The 19566-nt window shown below is 33.2% G+C and carries 14 protein-coding genes, 2 tRNA genes and 2 pseudogenes; 4 read left to right on the forward strand and 14 right to left on the reverse strand.

All coding sequences use genetic code 11. The features are described from left to right. Positions 1-623 precede the first annotated feature (623 nt). Complete coding sequence (locus tag HCD_RS08975) at positions 624-830, forward strand: hypothetical protein (protein ID WP_158308549.1); 207 nt, start codon at positions 624-626, stop codon at positions 828-830. Between the two features lie 32 nt (positions 831-862). Beyond that, the gene (locus tag HCD_RS06560; protein ID WP_014659026.1) at positions 863-1930 is read left to right on the forward strand and encodes a tyrosine-type recombinase/integrase; all 1068 of its coding nucleotides are present in this window, start codon (positions 863-865) and stop codon (positions 1928-1930) included. A 394-nt stretch (positions 1931-2324) separates the two neighbouring features. Here HCD_RS06560 and HCD_RS06565 read toward each other — a convergent pair whose 3' ends face one another. From HCD_RS06565 to HCD_RS08780, 6 genes and pseudogenes are all read right to left on the reverse strand, one after another. Beyond that, positions 2325-3128: a nucleotidyl transferase AbiEii/AbiGii toxin family protein gene (locus HCD_RS06565; RefSeq protein WP_014659792.1), complete on the reverse strand. Its 804-nt coding sequence runs from the start codon at positions 3126-3128 to the stop codon at positions 2325-2327. Next, complete coding sequence (locus HCD_RS06570; RefSeq protein ID WP_014659793.1) at positions 3100-3351, reverse strand: hypothetical protein; 252 nt, start codon at positions 3349-3351, stop codon at positions 3100-3102. Before HCD_RS06570 ends, HCD_RS06565 begins: the two co-directional genes overlap by 29 nt. 124 nt (positions 3352-3475) lie before the next feature. Next, positions 3476-4159 (reverse strand): hypothetical protein, encoded by a 684-nt coding sequence (locus tag HCD_RS06575; RefSeq protein ID WP_014659794.1) that lies wholly within the window; start codon positions 4157-4159, stop codon positions 3476-3478. Between the two features lie 169 nt (positions 4160-4328). Beyond that, a complete protein-coding gene (locus tag HCD_RS06580) occupies positions 4329-5195 on the reverse strand; it encodes a Fic family protein (RefSeq protein WP_014659795.1) in 867 nt (288 codons plus the stop codon). A 23-nt stretch (positions 5196-5218) separates the two neighbouring features. After that, a pseudogene (locus HCD_RS08980) lies at positions 5219-5444 on the reverse strand (hypothetical protein). A 37-nt stretch (positions 5445-5481) separates the two neighbouring features. Next, on the reverse strand, positions 5482-10572 hold the full coding sequence (locus HCD_RS08780; RefSeq protein WP_014659797.1) for an Eco57I restriction-modification methylase domain-containing protein: 5091 nt from the start codon (positions 10570-10572) through the stop codon (positions 5482-5484). Positions 10573-10578: 6 nt separating this feature from the next. Here HCD_RS08780 and HCD_RS09575 point away from each other — a divergent pair. Next, positions 10579-11618 (forward strand): annotated as a pseudogene (locus HCD_RS09575) (IS256 family transposase); the annotation flags it as partial. Between the two features lie 973 nt (positions 11619-12591). Here HCD_RS09575 and HCD_RS06595 read toward each other — a convergent pair. The 3 genes from HCD_RS06595 to HCD_RS06605 all read right to left on the reverse strand — a co-directional run bounded on the left by HCD_RS06595 (position 12592) and on the right by HCD_RS06605 (position 15117). After that, positions 12592-14727: an outer membrane protein gene (locus HCD_RS06595; RefSeq protein WP_014659799.1), complete on the reverse strand. Its 2136-nt coding sequence runs from the start codon at positions 14725-14727 to the stop codon at positions 12592-12594. Between the two features lie 216 nt (positions 14728-14943). After that, positions 14944-15020, reverse strand: a tRNA-Met gene (locus HCD_RS06600). A 22-nt stretch (positions 15021-15042) separates the two neighbouring features. Beyond that, positions 15043-15117: transfer RNA gene (locus HCD_RS06605), tRNA-Gln, on the reverse strand. A gap of 81 nt (positions 15118-15198) precedes the next feature. On the opposite strand from HCD_RS06605, the gene HCD_RS06610 reads away from it, so the two are divergent. After that, positions 15199-15720: a hypothetical protein gene (locus HCD_RS06610; protein WP_041594835.1), complete on the forward strand. Its 522-nt coding sequence runs from the start codon at positions 15199-15201 to the stop codon at positions 15718-15720. Between the two features lie 13 nt (positions 15721-15733). On the opposite strand, the gene hypD is transcribed toward HCD_RS06610, so the two are convergent. From hypD to HCD_RS06635, 5 genes are all read right to left on the reverse strand, one after another. Beyond that, on the reverse strand, positions 15734-16846 hold the full coding sequence (hypD, locus tag HCD_RS06615) for a hydrogenase formation protein HypD (protein ID WP_014659801.1): 1113 nt from the start codon (positions 16844-16846) through the stop codon (positions 15734-15736). After that, positions 16836-17072 carry a HypC/HybG/HupF family hydrogenase formation chaperone gene (locus tag HCD_RS06620; RefSeq protein WP_014659802.1) on the reverse strand — a complete coding sequence of 79 codons (237 nt, stop codon included), beginning with the start codon at positions 17070-17072 and terminating at the stop codon, positions 16836-16838. The genes hypD and HCD_RS06620 overlap by 11 nt, the downstream gene beginning before the upstream one ends. Further along, positions 17072-17800 carry a hydrogenase nickel incorporation protein HypB gene (gene hypB / locus HCD_RS06625; RefSeq protein WP_014659803.1) on the reverse strand — a complete coding sequence of 243 codons (729 nt, stop codon included), beginning with the start codon at positions 17798-17800 and terminating at the stop codon, positions 17072-17074. The genes HCD_RS06620 and hypB overlap by 1 nt, the downstream gene beginning before the upstream one ends. Before the next feature lie 93 nt (positions 17801-17893). Next, positions 17894-18235, reverse strand: a complete 342-nt coding sequence (locus HCD_RS06630; protein ID WP_014659804.1) for a cupin domain-containing protein — start codon at positions 18233-18235, stop codon at positions 17894-17896. A gap of 102 nt (positions 18236-18337) precedes the next feature. Next, positions 18338-19546 carry an acetate kinase gene (locus tag HCD_RS06635; protein WP_014659805.1) on the reverse strand — a complete coding sequence of 403 codons (1209 nt, stop codon included), beginning with the start codon at positions 19544-19546 and terminating at the stop codon, positions 18338-18340. Positions 19547-19566 lie beyond the last annotated feature (20 nt).

Genomic DNA, 19566 nt, shown 5'->3' on the forward strand with positions numbered 1-19566 from the left:
CATAAAGCAAGTTTAAACCTAACCATTGAACCTACTATCAAATCAAACTTAACCCTTTTAATACTAAGAACTAGAAACAAACCTAACCCTACATACTCTAAACAAAAATCTTTCTAATCCTAGAACACTAAACAACAAACCACTTACAACTTAACAGCACAACCTAATCCTAACCCTCTCTCTACAACTACATACTATGACAGATAATTCTTAATTTTCTTTTCTTTTTGATTTCTATTCTTTCTAAATCCTAATCAACTAAGTCCTACTCCTAAACTAAACCTACTACTTACCATCAACAGCTCCTACAATCAGTTTGCCTCTTTCAATGAGAGTTTTTTCTTTTTTAACTTTTCTTTTTAGCAAATTCTTATTACATGATTTATAGTATTTAAAAAATAAATCCTAATCATGACATGGTATTTACTAATAATATTTTTTAATCAATAGGATTAGAAAGAAAGATAAATCTTTCTTTCCCTTAATATCTTTATAACTATGTGGCACTTAAGTTCCGCTTTTATCTCTAATGCCCATAGATACGCACTTCTTAATCTTATAAAGTGCTTAAAGTTAACTTTCAAAAACTATTTAATTGTTGCTAAATTAAATTTTTGTTTTTAGTGAGTAATGTAAATAACTCTGTATTTGATTATTTGCTTTTTAAGGGGGCGGAATTTTGTTTTTATGCCTTAGTGAATGCGGAACTTTTTAAAAAACTAAGATTTAAAAGCGGAACTTCAAATCTTTTAAGGAGCCATGCAAAATTTTTAAAAATACCGCTTTTAGAACCTAACAAACTAAAAGAGCTTAAAACTCTCATTCTTTAAGATTTCTTTTTATATTTTAATAAGGGAGCAATATGTTAAATAACAAACTCACCAAATCTCAAAGAGAACTCTTTGATAATCTTAAAGCCTTTTTATACACTAAGGTTAAAAATTTCACACCCATTCAAGATGTGAATGATATGGCTTTCATATTAGACACACAAGATAAAATCCTAAAATGCCACAATATAGAGCAATTAAAACAACTCTGTCATATTCTTTACAATCAAGGTATTAAGCACACGATTATGATGCAAGGCTTGTTTTTATTCTTTGAATACTTTAGAGATAATCTCAAACTAAGAAGTTTTAGAACGCTTAGCGAAGAGCAAGTCATTAACTTTCTCTTTGAACTCGCCCAAAATAGAAAGCCCAGCTCTATGGCTAAGTATGTGATGTATTTAAGACAATTCTTTGATTACTTGGATAGGAAAAAGCGTTATAGCTTTGATTTTACGCTTAAAAATTTAGCCTTTGCTAAGATTAAAGAAAGTCTGCCTAGACATTTAAATGATAAAGACTTAAAGAGCTTTTTAAAAACACTTTTAGACTATAAGCCAACCACTAGCTATGAAAAACGCAATAAATGTATTTTACTCATTGTAATACTTGGGGGACTTAGAAAATGCGAAGTGTTAAACATAGAATTAAAACACATTCAAGTAGAAGAGCAAAATTACTCTATTTTAATTCAAGGTAAGGGTAGGAAAGAAAGAAAAGCTTATATAAAAAAGAGTTTGTTAGAACCAAGCTTGAATGCTTGGCTTAGTGATGATTATAGACTAAAATATTTTAATGGGGCATATCTTTTTAAAAAAGACAAACAAAAAGCACAAAATTCTTTAACGCTTTATAACTTTATCCCCTTAATATTCAAACTAGCTCAAATCAAACACTATAAGCAATATGGCACAGGCTTACATCTATTTAGGCATAGTTTTGCAACTCTTATTTATCAAGAAACCCAAGACTTAGTTTTAACTTCAAGGGCGTTAGGGCATAGCTCTTTACTCTCTACTAAGATTTATATCCATACTACCCAAGAGCATAACAAGAAAGTGGCTCTTGTATTTGATAGTTTGATAGAGAATAAAAAGTAAGGGGGTTAAAAATTGATTAAATAGTTTAATGTAATTAATACAAATAATCTCATTAAGACAAATAGCATAACATTAGATAGTTTTTATTGATTATCTAATGTTTTATTAATAATTAAAAATAATTAGATTTTTATAAGGATTGTTAAAAACAATTAGTATTTACATAGTTATCTTAAATTACAAAATATACTAAAAACAATACGATTATAATTTACTATTGCTTACTAAGAAAACTTTTAATATTCAATGTAAATAATTAAATTCTATTAATTTATATCATAAGCAATAAATTGATTGTTATTTCTCATTAAGAGCATATATGGTAAATAACTAAATTCTATTCAATACTGATAAAATAACTAAATATTATCAAATACCCACTCAATAAGATTACTTATCGCCTACGCTTAGGTGTGGGGGTGTATTTATTAGGATTGTCTAAATCATCGGCGTTGTCATAAGAGTTTGAATGGGTGGCTGTTTTGATTTGCTCTATTTTTTCTATTAAAAATTGATAAGCGTTTAAAGAAAGGTCTTTGTAGTGTGAAATGGGTTCTACCATATCTATTTCTATGCTATAACGCTTTTTATCTAACTCTTGCAAAGAATTTTGAAGAGTTAATAGGTCTTGCTTGGTTATCTTTTGAGAGCTTAAGAGCTTATCAAATAAATTATTGTCGTTATGCAAAGCCACTGCTATATCAAAAATATCTCTTGTTTTATTACCAGTCTTTCTAAAAGTAATTTTTTTAGCGATAATATTTTCTAGGCTTTCTATATAAATATCAAAAGTAAAAATCTTTTTAGAGTTATCTATATATCCCTTATTACTAGCATAATCCACTAAAACATCTATTTTAATGTTGTCTTTATTCGTTACGCCTATATGATTGTGCTGGTCTATATACCTACTACTATCAAAATGACTGCAATCATCTATCCATAGTTTTGGGCTAAAAAATCCCAAGCATTGAGCGTCATTAACAAACAAATCAATATCAAAGCTTAATCTATGTTGGAAGTAATACATGCTTAAAGCTGTGCCTCCTCCAAACTTAATACTACTAGGATTAAGCCCTAAATTTAAAGCGTTTTTAATAATGGGGTAAAATTGCTCCAAAGCTTGAATTTGAGCTACAAAATTGTTTTTGATAAAACTAAGGCTCTCTTCATTGATAGGGATTGATAGAAAGGACATGCTTAATATTCTCCATAGGGACATGATAATCTTGTGAAAACCATTCTATTTCTTGCTCTAGTGCCTCTTGCTGGATTGTGCCTATAATATACTTGTCGGTATTGCTTAGATTAGTTGTTTTCTTTTTCATAAAAAGTTCTATAAGATATTCTAAGCTCACATGCTTATTTTTATTACCAATTGAGTTATTAATTGTAGCTAGTAACATAGGAGCAAATGACATTTTATTCTCCCTAAATTGATTTGATTTAGTTTAGCAAAATTTGTGTTGGTTTTGGTTTGACTTATAATGATTGTTTAGCTATAATACGCTTACATTATAAGGGCTTCGGTAGCCCACTTCTTTCTTACAGATTACTTAGTTTCTCAAAGTCTTTATTCCCAACACTTTTAATTAAATCATCTAAAAACAAAGTAATTTTACTAGGTTCAATACCGATAACCAAAATTCTATCCATTTGAATGCTTTCTGTTTCCCCATTAAATTGTGTAGCTATTCGTGGGCGGTTATTTGGTTTAATTTTTAGTAGGTTTTCCCAATGATACGCACGATTTCTAATTGTCCATAGCAAATTCAAAGCAATATGAACCTTAATATAGTTATAAAGAAGTCGTTTCTTGCCCTTAATAAGCAAAGTGTCTCTGTTGTCTTGATAATAAGCCTTAAAACTATAGGCTCTCAAATCTAATACTACCCCCTCTAACTTATAAAAAAACACAAGCTTAATCACAGCTCCCAAAGACATCTTGGATAAGACCAAAGAATGCGAAATTTCTTTTTTCTTTTCTTTTAATTCATTGATTAAAGGGATTAAAGAATTTTCATTAAACACCCATTCACTCCCCTTATTTTGAGTTAAGCAATAATCTAATGCGTTACGCAAATAAATCTCTAAATTAGAGATTTTAGGTGTGATTAGACTAATGAGTTTTAAATTTTCTTTGTATTGCTCCAAACTATCATAAGTATCCATTCTGTCTTTGGATAGAATGAGAGTAATATCGTTTTTAAAGTGTTGTAAATCTTGCATAGTGTCTCTTAAATGGATTGTTAAACCAATTATAACACAAACAAAAATAACTATAAAAGATTGTTATTACTTGTTAATATAATATATAGTGAGTAATTCAAATAACTAAATTCTATTCAATACTGATAAAATAACTAAATATTATCAAATACCTACTCAATAAGATTACTTATCGCCTACGCTTAGGTGTATGGGCGTATTCATTAGAATTGTCTAAATCATCGGCGTTGTCATAAGAGTTTGAATGGGCTTGTTTTTGTTGTAAGGATAGCTCTCTTACTTCTTGTAAGAAGTTTTGCATTTTTGCATAATTTTCTTTAAAAAATTCTATGTAAGGTGCGTAGTTATTGGTCTCATAATATTCTATCATAGCCCCCCTATATTGCTTATAGCAATCTTTGTTATCTTCTAAAATGACTAAGGGCATGATATTATGATTTTTTAAAGCGATAAACTGCATGCACCTTGCAGTGCGTTTGTTACAATCTTCAAAATACTGCAAATAGCATAGGTTGTTGTGTAAAAAAATGGCTTGTTCAAAAGGGTTTTCTATTTTATCTATTTGAGTAAAAACAAACTTCATTTCAGTGTGTAGTTTATCCCCTGTGCTTAAAGGTAAATAAGAAGTGCCACTAATGCCACTTAGATTATGTTTTCGCATAATGCCTTGATTAGATTTAAGAACTAATTCTTCACTTAATATAGAGTGTATTTCTAAGCAAGTTTCTAAATTCAATTTTAAATCATTGTTTAAGATAAAATCAAAGGCTTTTTTTAGATTGAGTATCATTTTAGCATCGCCATATTTCTTACCCCCAGCTGTTAGCCCCTCTTCTAATAAGCAAAGGGTGTCTAGTTTATTGTAAGTATTGCCCTCAATTTGAGCGCTTGAATAAATGAAATCAAAGCCTAACTTTTCAAACAAGCCCTTAGCATTTTTAAATTCATCAAAATGACAAATAAGGCTATTAAGCTCTTTCTTTTCTTTAGCGTTTAAAATTTGTAGGTTATTAAGGGCATTAGGATTGTATTGCATAAATTCCGCCTTTTAGTCTAGTTTCATTGATAGGGGTTGATAGAAAGGACATGCTGAATATTCTCCATAGGAATGTGATAATCTTGTGAAAACCATTGTTTCTTGCGTAGTTGCCTCTGTTTGAATGCTATATATCACATATTTATCTATATCGTTTAAATTAGTTGTTTTCTTTTTCATAAAAAGTTCTAGTTGGTATTCTAAACTCACATGCTTATTTTTATTGCCAATAGAGTTTGATTTAACCAATTATAACACAAACAAAAATAACTATAAAAGATTGTTATTACTCAAAAATGTAATCATTAGTTATAGGCTCTTTATAGATTAACTCATCTTCTTCTAACTCTTTTAAGGTGTTTTCTAAGCTCTGTTGCTTGTAATTTTCCTGAATGAATTGTAAATCTAGTTTGCCCCTTTCACTCAAGCTTGCCATAAGGGCTTCTTTGGCGTTATTTATCACAATAGGAGTGTTAGGGTTAATGGTTCTTTCAAAAAAGATACGAGCTTTTTGGGCCTGTGCTTTTTTAGGGGCAATGCCTTGTTTTTTAGCTTCCTTTTTGCTGATTTCTTTTTCAAAATGCGTTTCTAGAGCTACTACTCGCATGCCAAAGGCGTCTTCTTTAATGTCCTTGTAATTTTTGTTTTCATTCAAATAGCCATGCTTTTTAACAAATTTTTCATACAGAATATTGAGATTAGAGCGTTTGCTTTTTAATTTTTGTTCTGTGCTTAAGGGGTTTAGCTCGCTGTTAGACAAGTCTATTAAGGCATCTCTTAGGGGGATATAATCTAAAAGGTGTTGTTTGATAGTAACGCTTCCTTGTTTGTGGTTCAAGCCAGCATTTTTTAAAAAAATCTCGTTCTCGTTGTCTTCTAAGCTATCAAACTGAAAGATTTCGTTTTCAAATTCTACAAATGCCCCGCTCTTAAGATAGGTGGCTTTTTGTTTTAAGCTCTTAAACTTAGGGTGTGAATGATTGATGGCTAACAAATTTTGTTTGTAGGTGGTCTTGTGGTAGGTATAAACATTGCTAGGTAAAACATGAGCCACAAAGTTTTGCATCTTTTCTTCTAGGGGTTTTCCTAACTCGCCCCTAGCATTTAAAACAAATTTGTGATAGCGTGTGTCATACTCTAAGCTTTCACTCCCTAAAACATGCTCTTTAAAGCGTGTGAAATACTCATTTTGACGCACTTTTAAAAGGCTTTCAATGAGAGCATTATGTAAAATTTCTACATTATCTGCATCGTTATTAACACAATTCAGTAGGTAGCCCCCTAAAAACTCTTCTTCATTAACTTTCTCATAAACAAAGCCTAATCTTTTAGCAATAGGCTCATAGAGTTTTTTAACGCTTTCTAAATCCAAGCCACCAAGATATTCATTCGCACTAGCTTTGTTTTCAAACAAAGCAACAGCATTAACAAAGTCCTTATCCAACTCATTATCTTTCCCCTTTTTAAAAAACACCATATCGCACCCCACTTCAGTGTTGCTCTCATTGAAAAATCCTTTAGGCAATCTCATAGCCCCCAAGAAAGTTGCATGTTTAGAAATGTATTCACGCATTTTATGATTGGAGCTATCTAAGAAATTGCTCGTAACAATAAAAGCCATTAGCCCATCTTCTTTGAGATTTTTTATCGCATTGCCTAAGAAATAATTGTGGATAGTGTGATGAGACAATTCTTCATCATTCAAATCAGTAATGACTTCATCACCAAAAGGGGGATTTCCTATGAATACATCATAGTCTCTCCGCATAATGAATTTTTGTAAAGCAAGGTTTTGGATATTGGAATTAGGGTGTAGTTTTTTAGCGATTTGAGAACTAATAGGGTCTAATTCAGTCGCACTGAATTTGTAATTCAAACCACTAGGAGCATAGGTTAAGAACATGCCATTCCCACAACTTGGCTCAAAAAGGTGTTTTTCGTTTGCATCATTATTGAAGCCCAATCTATCTAGGGCTTGATAAATGCAATCAATTGCCATTTTAGGCGTGTAGTAAGCGTCATCACTGCTTTTTTTAGCGGCTTCAAAATCAGCATCGCCTAAGAGTGCTTTTAATTCTAAAGCTTCTTTTTCATGCTTAGAGCTATCAAAATAACTGCTTAAAGCTCCCCAGCCACTGAATTTAACTAAGATTTCTTGCTCTTCTTTGGTGGCAACTCTTTTACCTAGCTCTTTTAAAAGCGTGATAGCTTCAATATTAGCCTTGTAACGCTCTTTTTTGGTGGTAGGAATATCTAGCTTGTGAGTGGCTTTAAAATCAATGAGAAGCTCGGTATGGTTTGAAGTTTCGCTTGGCTCTGAATGATTGAACAAATTAGGCTCTGTTTGTTGTAAGGAGTTAGGCTCTAGTGTAATAACACTAGGTCCTACACTCCCCAAAGACATTTGAGATGTGGGGTTTTCTTTAGAATGATTTAAGGGGGTTGTAGTAAGCTTATGACTTGCTAGGCTCTCAACAGGCTCTTTAGAGTTATCCCACTCTCTTCTAGGTTCTTTATATCCATTTGGAAGAAGTCCATAATGACTTGCATCGCCTGTTCGCCCCATTGTTTGTCTGTCAGGCTCTTGGTGATGTTTGGAATGAGTGTGATGTGTTGGAAGAGATTGATTTCGTTCATCTCTAAAATCTCCCCATCGGTTATGCCTTTGGCTCTGCTGATTTCTGCTTGAGTGTTCGTTAAGACTTTCAATTCCATTTGGGCTTGGGGGTTGAGTAGCATGTTGATGAGTATATAAGTTTCTTGCTCTATCAACCATTTTATTGTCTTTGGAAAGTAGGCTATCCATCTCTCTAGGATTGTGAAGCCATGCATTTCTAGTTTCTTGGTCTCCCAAGCTCTCACTAGATATTCCCAGTCCTCTTTGGTTAGATTGTAGTTCGCTAGTATTCTCTCCCCAATCCATGTCGGGTGTGTCTCTATGTAGGGTTTGGTGGGTATGTGGTTCAAGCTGGCGTGAATTGCTGCTTGTATCTCTAACTCTTTCTCCAGTATGCGGATTTGTTTCTTGGATTTTTTCTCTTGTTTCATGTTCTTCTCCCTTATTGTTGTTGTTTAATTCTACACTATTTAAAATTAAATTATTCTTAATAGCGTTATTAGTAATAGAGTTATCACTAATAGAATGATTTTCTTTTAAGGCTAATTCTTTTGATAGAATTTTACTAATTTCATTGTTTAAATGCATGCCAAACTTATGGTCTAGTTCATCAAACATACTATCCACTAAGTCTTTTTCAATGTTAAAGCCTATGCTATCAAAATAGTTTCTTACATTGATGTTAAGATTTCTTTGATTTCTACGGCTATTGTAGTAAAGTCCGTCGCCATCACTACTAAGATAGTTAGCTCTTATCATTTTTTCTTGTATATTTTTTAGAGTGTCTATGGTTAGCTTATGCTCTTTAAGGGTGTTAAAGACAATTTGATAGACTGAGTTATCTGTAGTAGTGTTGTCTAGCGTTTGGTTGTTTTCTTTGGTGTTTAATTCTGTCGTATTATTAGAATTAGTATTATTTAATTCCATTTTATCGTTAGTAGAATTGTTAGAATTAGCGTTATTTAACTCTACACTATTATCTGTAATATTATTCTCTTGTGTATAGTTTAGCTCTGTATTGTTTTTAAGAGTATTTTCAGCATTTTGCAACCTTTCTAATGCGTTTAATTGCTCTTTAGTCAAACTCAAGCTTTCAGTGATAACTTCAATAGATTTTTCAATGCAATTTTCTAAAATCTCTAAAAGTTTCTTAGGGCTATAAGGCAAATTGAATTTATCATAGAATTTTCTAGTGTTAGGGTCTTTAAGAAGTTGTAACCCTATGTGGCTATTTGCTAGGCTTTCATTAGTTTGAGTAGCTTTTATAAGCCTGTATCTAAAATCAGGCTCATTGGCTATAGTGTTATCTTTTATGCTTTGGAGTAAGCCTTGTAGATTATTTAGGTTTTGCTCTAGTTCGTTTAAATCCTGTGAGAAATGATTTGTCTCATCTCTTTCTTTTGCTTGCTCGTTAGAATGAGCAAGCTTCTTATTAGTGTCAATAGGGTTTAATTCATCTGTAAGAATTTCTACACCACCAGCATGTTGTAAGGAGTTAGGTTCTAGGGTTGCTTGTGCAACACTAGGTCCTACACTCCCCAAAGGCATTAAATCTGTAGGAAGTTGTTGCTCTATAGAACTATTTTCTAAAGGCTCGTTATTTTGAATGGTTTTTATAAGTCTAAAATCAGGCTCATTGGATATTACATTGTTTTCTTTAGTTTCATTAGGCTCTATTGTATTATTGCTAGTGTTATCTAATTCTATTGTATTGTCAATAGTTTTATTATCCATAAGGCTATTAGCTGTAATCAAATCCCCCACAATGACACTAAGACTTCGTGTGATTAAAGCATTAAATTCCTTGTTGTTATAGTAGAGATTTTCAAAATCTCTACTCATATCTTTTTTAAAGTCATTTAACACCATAGAACTAATATCTATATTTCTCTTAAAGGTGTTAATAATGGCGTTATTAGAAACAATGGCATTAAGCTTTTGATTAAACTCTTCTTTTAAAGCTTCTTTGTTTGGCTCATTATTGATTAAATCTTGTAATTGCTCTAAGGGGGTTTTAATAGGTTCTAAATTCTTTTTGTTAATTAAATCCCCCACAATCACGCTAATATTCTTAAGTAAGAGAGTTTGAAATTCTTTGTTAGAAAAATAAACTTCTTTAAAATCATTGCTCATATCTTCTGTGAAATAAGTTAAAGCCAGCAATTTTATATCTTCAGGGTCTTTATATTCATTAAAAAGCTCTCTAATCTCTTTATTATTAGCAACTTCATTGATATTTTGCTCAAATTCTTCTAGTAATAACTTTTTGTTATTCTCGTTACTAAGTGTATTTTCCAATTGTTTTAAAAAAGTTTGAGTGCGTTTGAACTGATTGTTGAGTGGGTTATGTAAATCTATTAAATCTATGCCAAACTCTTTGTGAAACTTAGCACAAAACTCTCGCATAAGCGTTTCTAGTTTGTCTAGCTTGTTTTCTAAACTTTCATGATACGCCCCATTCAAACGCACGGCATTTTTAAACTCATACCATTCTTGCATGGTAGGAATGGTTGTAATGTCTTTAGGGGTAGCTGGGTTACCACTATCTAAAACTTCAAAATTCATTGTATAGAAATGGTTTAAAAAAGCATTATTAGGCATTAATTTTGCCTGTAATACTCTAAGACTAGATTTATCTTTGATGGCATCTCTCATAGTGCGTTTGCAAATATCAATATCCCATAATAAATATTCTAAATTCTTAACAAACTCATTGCTTGTAGAAGGCGAGCCTAACTCTTTAGCTAGAAATTCTTTCATTCTCTAAAGAATGGTAAATCTTCTAAGACTATTAAAAGCACCGATGGAGCTTTTATACTGAATACTAAGAAGAGATAGAGCAGGAACTTTTGAACCCCAAATTGTAAAGAAAAATCAAACTAGTATCTCTAATGAAATAGAAAGATTGGATACTCTCTATGTATGGCTTAGGATTGAACTATAAGGATATTGTAAAACATATTTGAAGAAATTTATAGGATAGAGTTAAGTATAGCCACTATGAGTGCCATTACAGATAAAATCATAGACAAGCTAAGAGAATGTCCAAATTAGACTCCTTAAAGCTATCTATCCTTTTGTGTGATTTAGATGCAATCCACTATAAGATTAAAGAAGATGGTAGGTATGTTACTAAGGCGGTTTATACCATTCTAGCACTAGATTTAGAGGGTAAGAAAGAAGTTTTAGGATTATATTTAAGTGAAAGTAAAGGGGGCTAATTTTTGGCTTAGTGTTCTTACTGATTTAAAAAATAGAGGGTTAGAGGATATTCTTATAGCCTCAGTTGATGGCTTAAAAGGATTTCCTGAAGCTATCAATAGTATTTTTCCTAAGACTGAGGTGCAACTTTGTATAGTCCATCAGATTAGAAATTCTATTAAGTATGTAGGGAGTAAGTATCAAAAAGAGTTTTTAAAAGATTTAAAGCTAGTCTATCAAGCTCCTAATAAGCAAAAGGCAGAAGATGAACTCTTAAATTTTGATAGAGTTGTGGGGTAGCAAGTATCTTTTAGTGCTTAAATCTTGGCATAGCAAGTAAGATAACTTATCGTTATTTTTTAAGTATCCCCCTGCTTAGAAAGATTATCTATACGACTAACATTATTGAGCTAGTCCATAGACAATTTGAAAAAATTAACTAAAACTATAAGGGGGTTTTTCTAATGAAAATTCTTTATTAAAATTACTCTATATGGGTATTTTAAACGCTACTTCTAAATAGGGTATGCCTATTTCATAATTCTAGTCTAACCTTATCTCAATTAGCTATTTTCTTTGAGAATAGATTAAAGAGAAGTATTTAGAGATTTAAAAGGTTATAAATATGTTACTTGACACAGAATTTGGAATGGTCTCGTTTTTATTGAGTATCATAAAAAGAGAGGTTTCTCTCCCTATGAAATTTGTTATTTCAACTTATCGTTAGCTACATTAAGAAAAATGTTTAAACTCAGTATTTTGTTAAAACAGAAGAAATAAATTTAATGCTTGAACCCCCTAATTAAGAGTGGGGTAGTGAAATCTAAAAATGAAATACCTTTAATTTTGATAGCGTGAGAATGTGAGAAATAGGATAATAGAATAATCAAAAGAGTTTTTTAAACTCTAATAGGGTTCTAAACCCTTTCAAACACTCTTAATTCTCTATAGCAAGATTAATAACAATATCAACAATAATAACAAAAACATAAAATCAACTTAGAATAAGAATAATATAAGAATAAAAGGTCTTATTAAAAAAGATTTAACAATTATGCCTTAACCCATAACCCAAAATCATAGTAACCTTAAGAATAGTTAGTGCTAAAACATAAAACAATATAAAAATTAAAATTTTTATTAACAACACTACTATAACAATGTATAAAATTAACTTGAATTTGAAGTGTTATAAGGAGTTCATAGCAAGAATAAAAAGCAGAGATAATAAAGATAACAAAGAACTAAAACCAAAAACTAAAAGCAACGATAACAGAGTTAAAACTAAAAAATAAAACAAAAAACAACGATAAAAACCAAAAACAAGATTAAAAATAATAGCAACAAAACCTAAAAAAATGATTTGTATTAAAAGCGGTTAAAAAAGATGAAAAAAACAAAAACTAAAACAAGGAGCAACAACAAAAATCAACAATAAAGCTTTAACCCCCTATCCAACTCCAAACACTCTTTTAGTGTTAAATAGGTTAGTTCTAGGTTGCAAAAATTTAAGAGTATTTGAGAAAGTTAAAAAGAGCCTTAGAATAAATTGCCCCTTTTTAAAAGGGGTTAAGAGATTTAATATGCAAACACATAGTTCAAATAGATACTATACAACCTTCTATAAGAGAGTTTAGCTCCCATAAAGGAATAATAGCTTGTGTTAATGGTAGGAATCTTAATACCCAGTTCCATTCCATGCTGGATAGCATGATTACCCTTTTTCTCTTCAGCCAGATTTGCTCTCAAGCCAAAGTTGAATAAAAATTGGAAATTTGCGGCACTAATTTTAGCGTTATAGATATTATTTACCGTTTCTAAATTCACACGATTAGAATTAGCCCATGAAGTCCCAGCAAGTGCGATTCCACCAAAAACACCCACAGAAAGTTTATTGTTTTTTCCAAAAAGATTTGTGGCTTTATCGTTGATGAAATTATACAGAGCGTCTGCACCTGCCCCATAAGTGAAAACATTAGAGGCCGAATTAAAAAAGTCTGATTTGATATAGGTGTGGTTATAATCAAAGAAGCCATAATATTTAACGCCATAGTTTCTATTTTCACCAAAGAATTGTTTATAACCTAGTTGGATACCTATACCATTCATCACACCGCTATTAGATTGAGATTTAATCACGCCAAAGTTTCTGAAAGGGTTGTTAGCTAATTCTTGCATAGCAGTTTGCATTTGAGAATAGGCGTTTTGATTGAGATAATAAACGGTTTGTAAGCCTACCGGTTTATTTGAATCTGTAGTCGTGCTAACAAGGTTTTGCAAGGCTAGTTTGGAGTTGGGTAAGCTTGAAGCCACAGAAATATTATTTTTTATCTCACCATAAGTGTCTTTTAAAGTCGCAACCCTTTCTTTGAAATGCAATAAGGTGTCAGCGATAGTCAAAGCTTGATTGACTTGGTTACCATAATAAGCGCTCTCTTGCTCTAAAGAATTTAAAGTCGCTTGTAGTTTTGCACAGCCTGATACATTACTCCCTTGTGCGATAGTGTTTGCACCTTGCATACATCGTGTCATTAGCTCTCTTTGTCTGGCATTGATGGCTTTAAAATCATTTCCCACTTGATTGACCAGATTTAAAATATTGGCTTGAGTTTGAGCGGTCTTAAGCATGGTTTGAGCGACTTGGTGGTTGTTAGTATAGGGGTTGAAACTGCTTGGAGTTTGAATTTTTTGTTCTTGGGTGGCTGAGACATTTTGAGTTTTTTGCACGACTTCTTTGGCTGTAGCAAGCATTTGTTTCACCCTATCAAAAGGGTCTTTAAACAGGTCGCACACACTTCCACTTGCTGAATTAATCCCATAATAGGTTTTAGTGCTATCATTATTAGGCACCTCAAACCATGGGCATCCGGTAGTTTCTTTATTATTATCACCTGTAGTGAGAGTGTCTATGAGTGTTTGAGCTTCACTTAAAAGATAGGTGGCGGTATTTTTTTGTTCTGCTTTAGCTGGTTCGCTTTTAGCGTGTGTTTCTTGAGCTTTTGATTCTTGTGCTGCTTCTGCCACATTTACTCCCCTTTCCTCCTTGATAGCAACAACGGCTTGCAAGACGGCTTGTTGGACTTTTTTCATCTCTTGTGATGCATTATTACTATCTTTTAGCGCCAGCATCCCATTATCTTTTAAAGCGTTATGGATGACTACAAAAGCATCATTGATTTTTTTAAAAGTGTTGTGCGAAATAACGCCTCCCCATCCTGATGTAGTTCTGTTACAAGTAACTGAACCACTCTCATTAGGAACATTGTTTATTGTTTGATTTGTTTGATTTGTTTGATTTGATTGATTTGATTGATTTAAATCATTGCCGCAACCAATTCTAGAAGCAATGATTTGCCACATCGCTACCGCTGAATTAAGCGCTAAAAGCACGGCCTGATAAGCAGGAGATTGTGTGGTGCCATTAGTCAAATTATTCGCGCTCGCACTCAAATTATCAATTGCACTATTGATAGAAGTAGCGCTTCCTGCATTAGTAACCGCCCAATTAAGGCTGTTGTAATTAGCTAAAAGATTGTTCAAGTTTGCATAAGTGTCTGAAAGCTTTTGCAACTCGCCAGTGTTTTTAACCATTTGAGAAGCCTGACCGATTTGATAGCCTACGCTTACAAAATAGCCGTTATCTTCGGCATGAAGACCGCTCAAAGCCAAGAATGACGACAAACCTAAAGACGCTATGATTTTGTGTTTTTTCATTTTTCTTCCTTTTCTTGTAAAAATAAAACATATTCTTAATGTTAAACCTAGTTTGAAGTGTGAAATATTTTTAAGAATATGGATTTTTGAATAGGCATACTATAACATAAATATCGTTTTTTTTTTTTGGAATTTAAGAAATTTTTTGCATGATTAAATTGTTTTGTAACAATTACCGACACTAAGAAGCGACAAAAAAATTGGGGGGTTAAAAATTGGTTGCGGAGAATGGATTTGAACCACTGACCTTTGGGTTATGAGCCCAACGAGCTACCGGACTGCTCTACTCCGCGTCAATTACTTAAGGAGATTAAATGGCTGGGGTGCAAGGATTCGAACCTCGGAATGCCAGGACCAAAACCTGGTGCCTTACCGCTTGGCGACACCCCAAACTGAATTAAGACTGACATTATACAGAATTTGTATGCTACAAGTCAAGTAAAATTCTAAAATCTTTTGTATAATGCTTGCATGCAAAAGGAATTTGACCCCTTAATTTATGAGCGTTATCTCAAAAAGCAACAGGAATTTAAGCGTTTTCAAAGTATTAGCAAAAAATCAGCTCTCAAAAATTTGAAAATGAAGCTCAAGCAACGCCAAATCCTTCATCATTATGTTACTCAGTCCTTACAAGGTTTGGAGAAAGGTTTTAGATATGCCAAAATTGAGCAAAAAACCCTAAAAATCTTTTTTACCCATACAAGCTATTTAAAAGCCTTTAAAATGCAAGAAGAATACTATATCAACAACTTAAAAGCTCATTTCTTAGAAACCAAAAAAACGCTTGAAAGTTTGAATTATGCTTTGCTTTTCACACGCATTCTTGCAAGCGTTAGAGAAACAGCTCATCAAAAACCCCATGTATCTTTTAAGCCAATAAAACCCCCTATAACTATTAATGTTGATTTTAATGCCAAGCCTTTAAGCGATTTTACTAAAGAGCAATTTCTAAAGCTCAAACAAGCTTTAGAAAAACAGCAAAAAAGCTCATAAAAGACTACAAAAACTAAGAGCGTTTATAACGATAATACGCCGAGCATGCCCCTTCAGAACTTACCATACAGCTTCCAATAGGATTTTGTGGGGTGCAAACTTTAGCAAATAAAGCACAATCTAAGGGCTTAGCGATACCTTTTAGAATCTCTCCGCACTTACAAGCCTTGTTTTCTTTAGGAGTCTTGTGGCTTAGATAATGGCTAAATACTTTTTCAGCATCATAAAAGGCGTATTCTTCTTTGAGTTTTAAGGCAGAATGCTTAATCTTACCTAAGCCTCGCCATTCAAACTCTTCTCTTACTTCCATGCATTCATTGACTAAACTTTGCGCTTTTAAATTCCCTTCAAAGCTCACCACTCGCTTATATTGTGTCTCTAATTTGGCTTCTTTGTTTAGAGCTTGTTTGACTAGCATAAGCACGCTCTCTAGCACATCAACAGGTTCAAATCCGCTCACCACAATCGGTAGTTTAAAGCGCTCCACTAAGGGCTGATAAATCTTAGAACCACTAATCACACTCACATGGCTTGGAGCTAAAAGGGCGTTAATTTTACACTCTCTATCTTCTAAAATCGCACTCACGCTTGGTGGCACTAGAACATGGTTAATATGGAAAAAAAGATTGTTAAGCTTTTCTTTTTTGGCGTTGAGTAAGACACTAGCACTCATAGGCGTTGTGGTTTCAAAACCAATAGCAAAATAAATGACTTTTTTATTAGGGTTTTCTCTAGCAATTTCTAAGGCTTGCATGGGCGAATACAAAAAGCGGGTGTCTAGCCCTTCTTCTCTTGCTTGAATCAAGCTTTTATGACTTCCAGGAACCTTCATCATATCCCCTAAGCTTACAACAATGCAATCTTTGATACAAGCAAGCTCATAGGCTTCATCAATGCGTGCTTTTGGCATTACACATACCGGACATCCAGGCCCATGCACAAACTCTAAATTTTTAGGCATTAAATCTGTAAGCCCATATTTCATCAGCGTATGCGTATGCCCCCCACACACTTCCATAATGACTAATTTTTTAGAGAGTTTTAAGGCTAACTTTTTTATCTCACTAGCAAGAGCTAGGATAGTTTGCTTGTCTCTAAAAGGTGCAATAAAATGGCTAACACTCATTAGTATCCATTTTGGCTATCATTTCTTGGTATAGCTTAATAGACTCTAAAGCCTCTTTTTCATCTATCTTACTCATCACATAGCCAATATGTAATAGCACATAATCGCCCACATTCACAGGCTCGCCCATTAAATCAAGGCTCGCCTCTCTTTGAACCCCTAGAGTCTCTAAAGTAGCCACATTATCACAAATGGCGACTACTTTAGAAGGAATGGCTAGACACATTAGAATGAGTGCGTGGACTGATAATTTTCACGCTTTTTTTCTAAAAGGAAATTTTTAAAATTTTCTAAACTTTTAGGGTCTTTGGAACTCATTAAAAAAATAGGCACATTAGGCTTTAATTTTTGCATGTCTTCTTCCACTTGAGACACTCTAAAATTAAACACCTCAATCATATCTGCCTTGCTAACAATGACTGCGTCCGCACACATAAACATCGTAGGGTATTTTAACACTTTATCATCACCCTCTGGCACAGAGAGTAGAACAATATTCATAGCCGCCCCTAGATTATAACTTGATGGGCAAACCAAATTCCCTACATTTTCAATGATTAAAAAGTCGCTTTTTTCCAAAGCTCCTTCATTTTTCAACAAATCAAACGCCCCCTCAATCATACTTGCCTCTAAATGGCACGCCTCACCGGTAGTGATTTGATGCGCACTTACGCCTTTTTTACGCAATCTGTCCGCATCTCTATTAGTCTGCAAATCGCCCTCTACCACGCAAAACTTAAAATCTTCAAAATCCGCCAAGTTTTCTAACATGGTTGTTTTACCACTACCAGGAGAGCTCATAAAATTTAAAACATAAAGCCCCTCTTCTAAATAACGCTCTTTCATTTCAGCGGCTTTGATGTCATTTTTACTCAAAATCTTTTCAACAATTTGAACATCTTTTTTACTCAAATTAGGGTTATTCTCTAAAGATTCTCTTCGTTGCTCGCTCATGTTTTTGTTTCCTTTTTCAAATAATTAAATTATTCTAACGCATTAAAACCATTATTTGTTAAACACAACTTTTAAATAATTAAAAAAATTTGATTAGGATTTGCTAATATGCACCCCTTTGACCCTATCTACACTATCATTCTTGCTTAAACTAAGTCTTAGCACGCTATTTTCAATCCCACCAAGACTATGAGGCACTTTAGAGTCAAGACTAATGAGACAACCCTCTGTCATTTCATGCTTATGATTTTCTACTTCAAACCAAATCTTTCCTTTTAGAACTTGCACGCTAATCGCCCCAGGGGCTTGGTGCTTATCCATAACAGCACCTTTAGGCATGCAAATGCGGATTTCTTTGTTGTGAGAGTTTTCGCTCAAGACATCAATCTGAAGTTTTTCAAATTTATTATCGTTTAAAAAATTTACAACCTTCATTACAAGACCTTTCTATCAAAATAAGCTTTCTTAAAACATCAATTGTTTTAAGAAAGACTTGTAATGATTATCTAAAGAGTCCTTAAAGAAAGATTAAAAAAATTATTTTGAGACCTTTTCTACAACTTCTTTGGTTTGCAAAGCAATCTCTAGCTCTTCATCAGTAGGGATTCGCAAAACTTGAATTTTTGTATTAGGTTGACTTAAATTAACCAAACCTTTAGCGGGTTTGTCATTAGTAGGTTTGTGTAAGGCAATTCCAAAGTTTTCTAAGCCTTCACACACGCTCTCTCTTAAAGCTGGATAATTCTCGCCCATGCCTCCTGTAAAAATAATTGCATCCACTCTTCCTAAAGCTACCATGTAAGCCCCTACATCTTTTTTAATGCGATACACACACATATCAAAGGCTAATTGAGCTTTCTCATCACCTTTTTCTACCCTAGCCTCTACATTTCTTGCATCATTATCTCCACAAATGCCTTTCAAACCGCTTTCATGGTTTAAGATTTTCATCACTTCTTTTAGGCTCTTATTGGTGCATTGTGCGATATACTCCACTACAGTTGGGTCAATATCCCCACATCTTGTCCCCATAATCAAGCCCTCTAAGGGGGTGAGTCCCATAGAAGTGTCTACGCTCTTACCATCTTTAATAGCTGTTGCACTCGCTCCATTACCCAAATGTAAAGTAATGGCATTAAACTTGTTGTAAGGAATGTTTAAATACTTTGCAGCTTCTTTAGCGACATAGTGGTGTGATGTCCCATGAAAACCATAACGGCGGATTTTATACTTTTCGTAAAATTCGTAAGGCAACGCATACATGTAAGCAAAACTAGGCATAGTGCTATGGAATGCGGTGTCAAAAACGGCTACTTGGGGGATATGGGGGTGTGCTTCTTGAACAAACTTAATGCCAGCTAAATTTACTGGATTATGCAAAGGGGCTAGAATAGAAAGACTATCAATATCTTGCATAGCTTGATTGTCAATTAAGACCGGAGCATTAAACTTATCCCCCCCTTGAACCACACGATGCCCTATAGCATCAATTTTGTCAAAATCTTTTACAATGCCCATTTGAGTTAGATTCTCACGAATCATTAAAAGCCCACTTGCATGGTCTTTTACCACATGTTGTTCTTTTAACACTTTTTCATCATGATGCAAATGAGACTCTATTTTAATTTGTCCCATTTCTTCGCCGATTCTTTCTACCAAACCACTTGCTAAAGGCTCATTTTTTTCCATATCAAACAATTTAAACTTGATAGATGAACTACCCAAATTTAAAACTAAAATTTCCATTAATTCTCCTATTGTTTTTA

Origin of the sequence: Helicobacter cetorum MIT 99-5656 (genome assembly GCF_000259275.1) — a bacterium.
Lineage (GTDB): Bacteria > Campylobacterota > Campylobacteria > Campylobacterales > Helicobacteraceae > Helicobacter > Helicobacter cetorum.

Bases quoted from the DNA above. Each gene is read 5' to 3' on its own strand.
- HCD_RS06560 (WP_014659026.1), top strand. From the start codon at position 863: ATGTTAAATAACAAACTCACCAAATCTCAAAGAGAACTCTTTGATAAT.
- HCD_RS06565 (WP_014659792.1), bottom strand. From the start codon at position 3,128: ATGTCCTTTCTATCAATCCCTATCAATGAAGAGAGCCTTAGTTTTATC.
- HCD_RS06570 (WP_014659793.1), bottom strand. From the start codon at position 3,351: ATGTCATTTGCTCCTATGTTACTAGCTACAATTAATAACTCAATTGGT.
- HCD_RS06575 (WP_014659794.1), bottom strand. From the start codon at position 4,159: ATGCAAGATTTACAACACTTTAAAAACGATATTACTCTCATTCTATCC.
- HCD_RS06580 (WP_014659795.1), bottom strand. From the start codon at position 5,195: ATGCAATACAATCCTAATGCCCTTAATAACCTACAAATTTTAAACGCT.
- HCD_RS08780 (WP_014659797.1), bottom strand. From the start codon at position 10,572: ATGAAAGAATTTCTAGCTAAAGAGTTAGGCTCGCCTTCTACAAGCAAT.
- HCD_RS06595 (WP_014659799.1), bottom strand. From the start codon at position 14,727: ATGAAAAAACACAAAATCATAGCGTCTTTAGGTTTGTCGTCATTCTTG.
- HCD_RS06610 (WP_041594835.1), top strand. From the start codon at position 15,199: ATGCAAAAGGAATTTGACCCCTTAATTTATGAGCGTTATCTCAAAAAG.
- hypD (WP_014659801.1), bottom strand. From the start codon at position 16,846: ATGAGTGTTAGCCATTTTATTGCACCTTTTAGAGACAAGCAAACTATC.
- HCD_RS06620 (WP_014659802.1), bottom strand. From the start codon at position 17,072: ATGTGTCTAGCCATTCCTTCTAAAGTAGTCGCCATTTGTGATAATGTG.
- hypB (WP_014659803.1), bottom strand. From the start codon at position 17,800: ATGAGCGAGCAACGAAGAGAATCTTTAGAGAATAACCCTAATTTGAGT.
- HCD_RS06630 (WP_014659804.1), bottom strand. From the start codon at position 18,235: ATGAAGGTTGTAAATTTTTTAAACGATAATAAATTTGAAAAACTTCAG.
- HCD_RS06635 (WP_014659805.1), bottom strand. From the start codon at position 19,546: ATGGAAATTTTAGTTTTAAATTTGGGTAGTTCATCTATCAAGTTTAAA.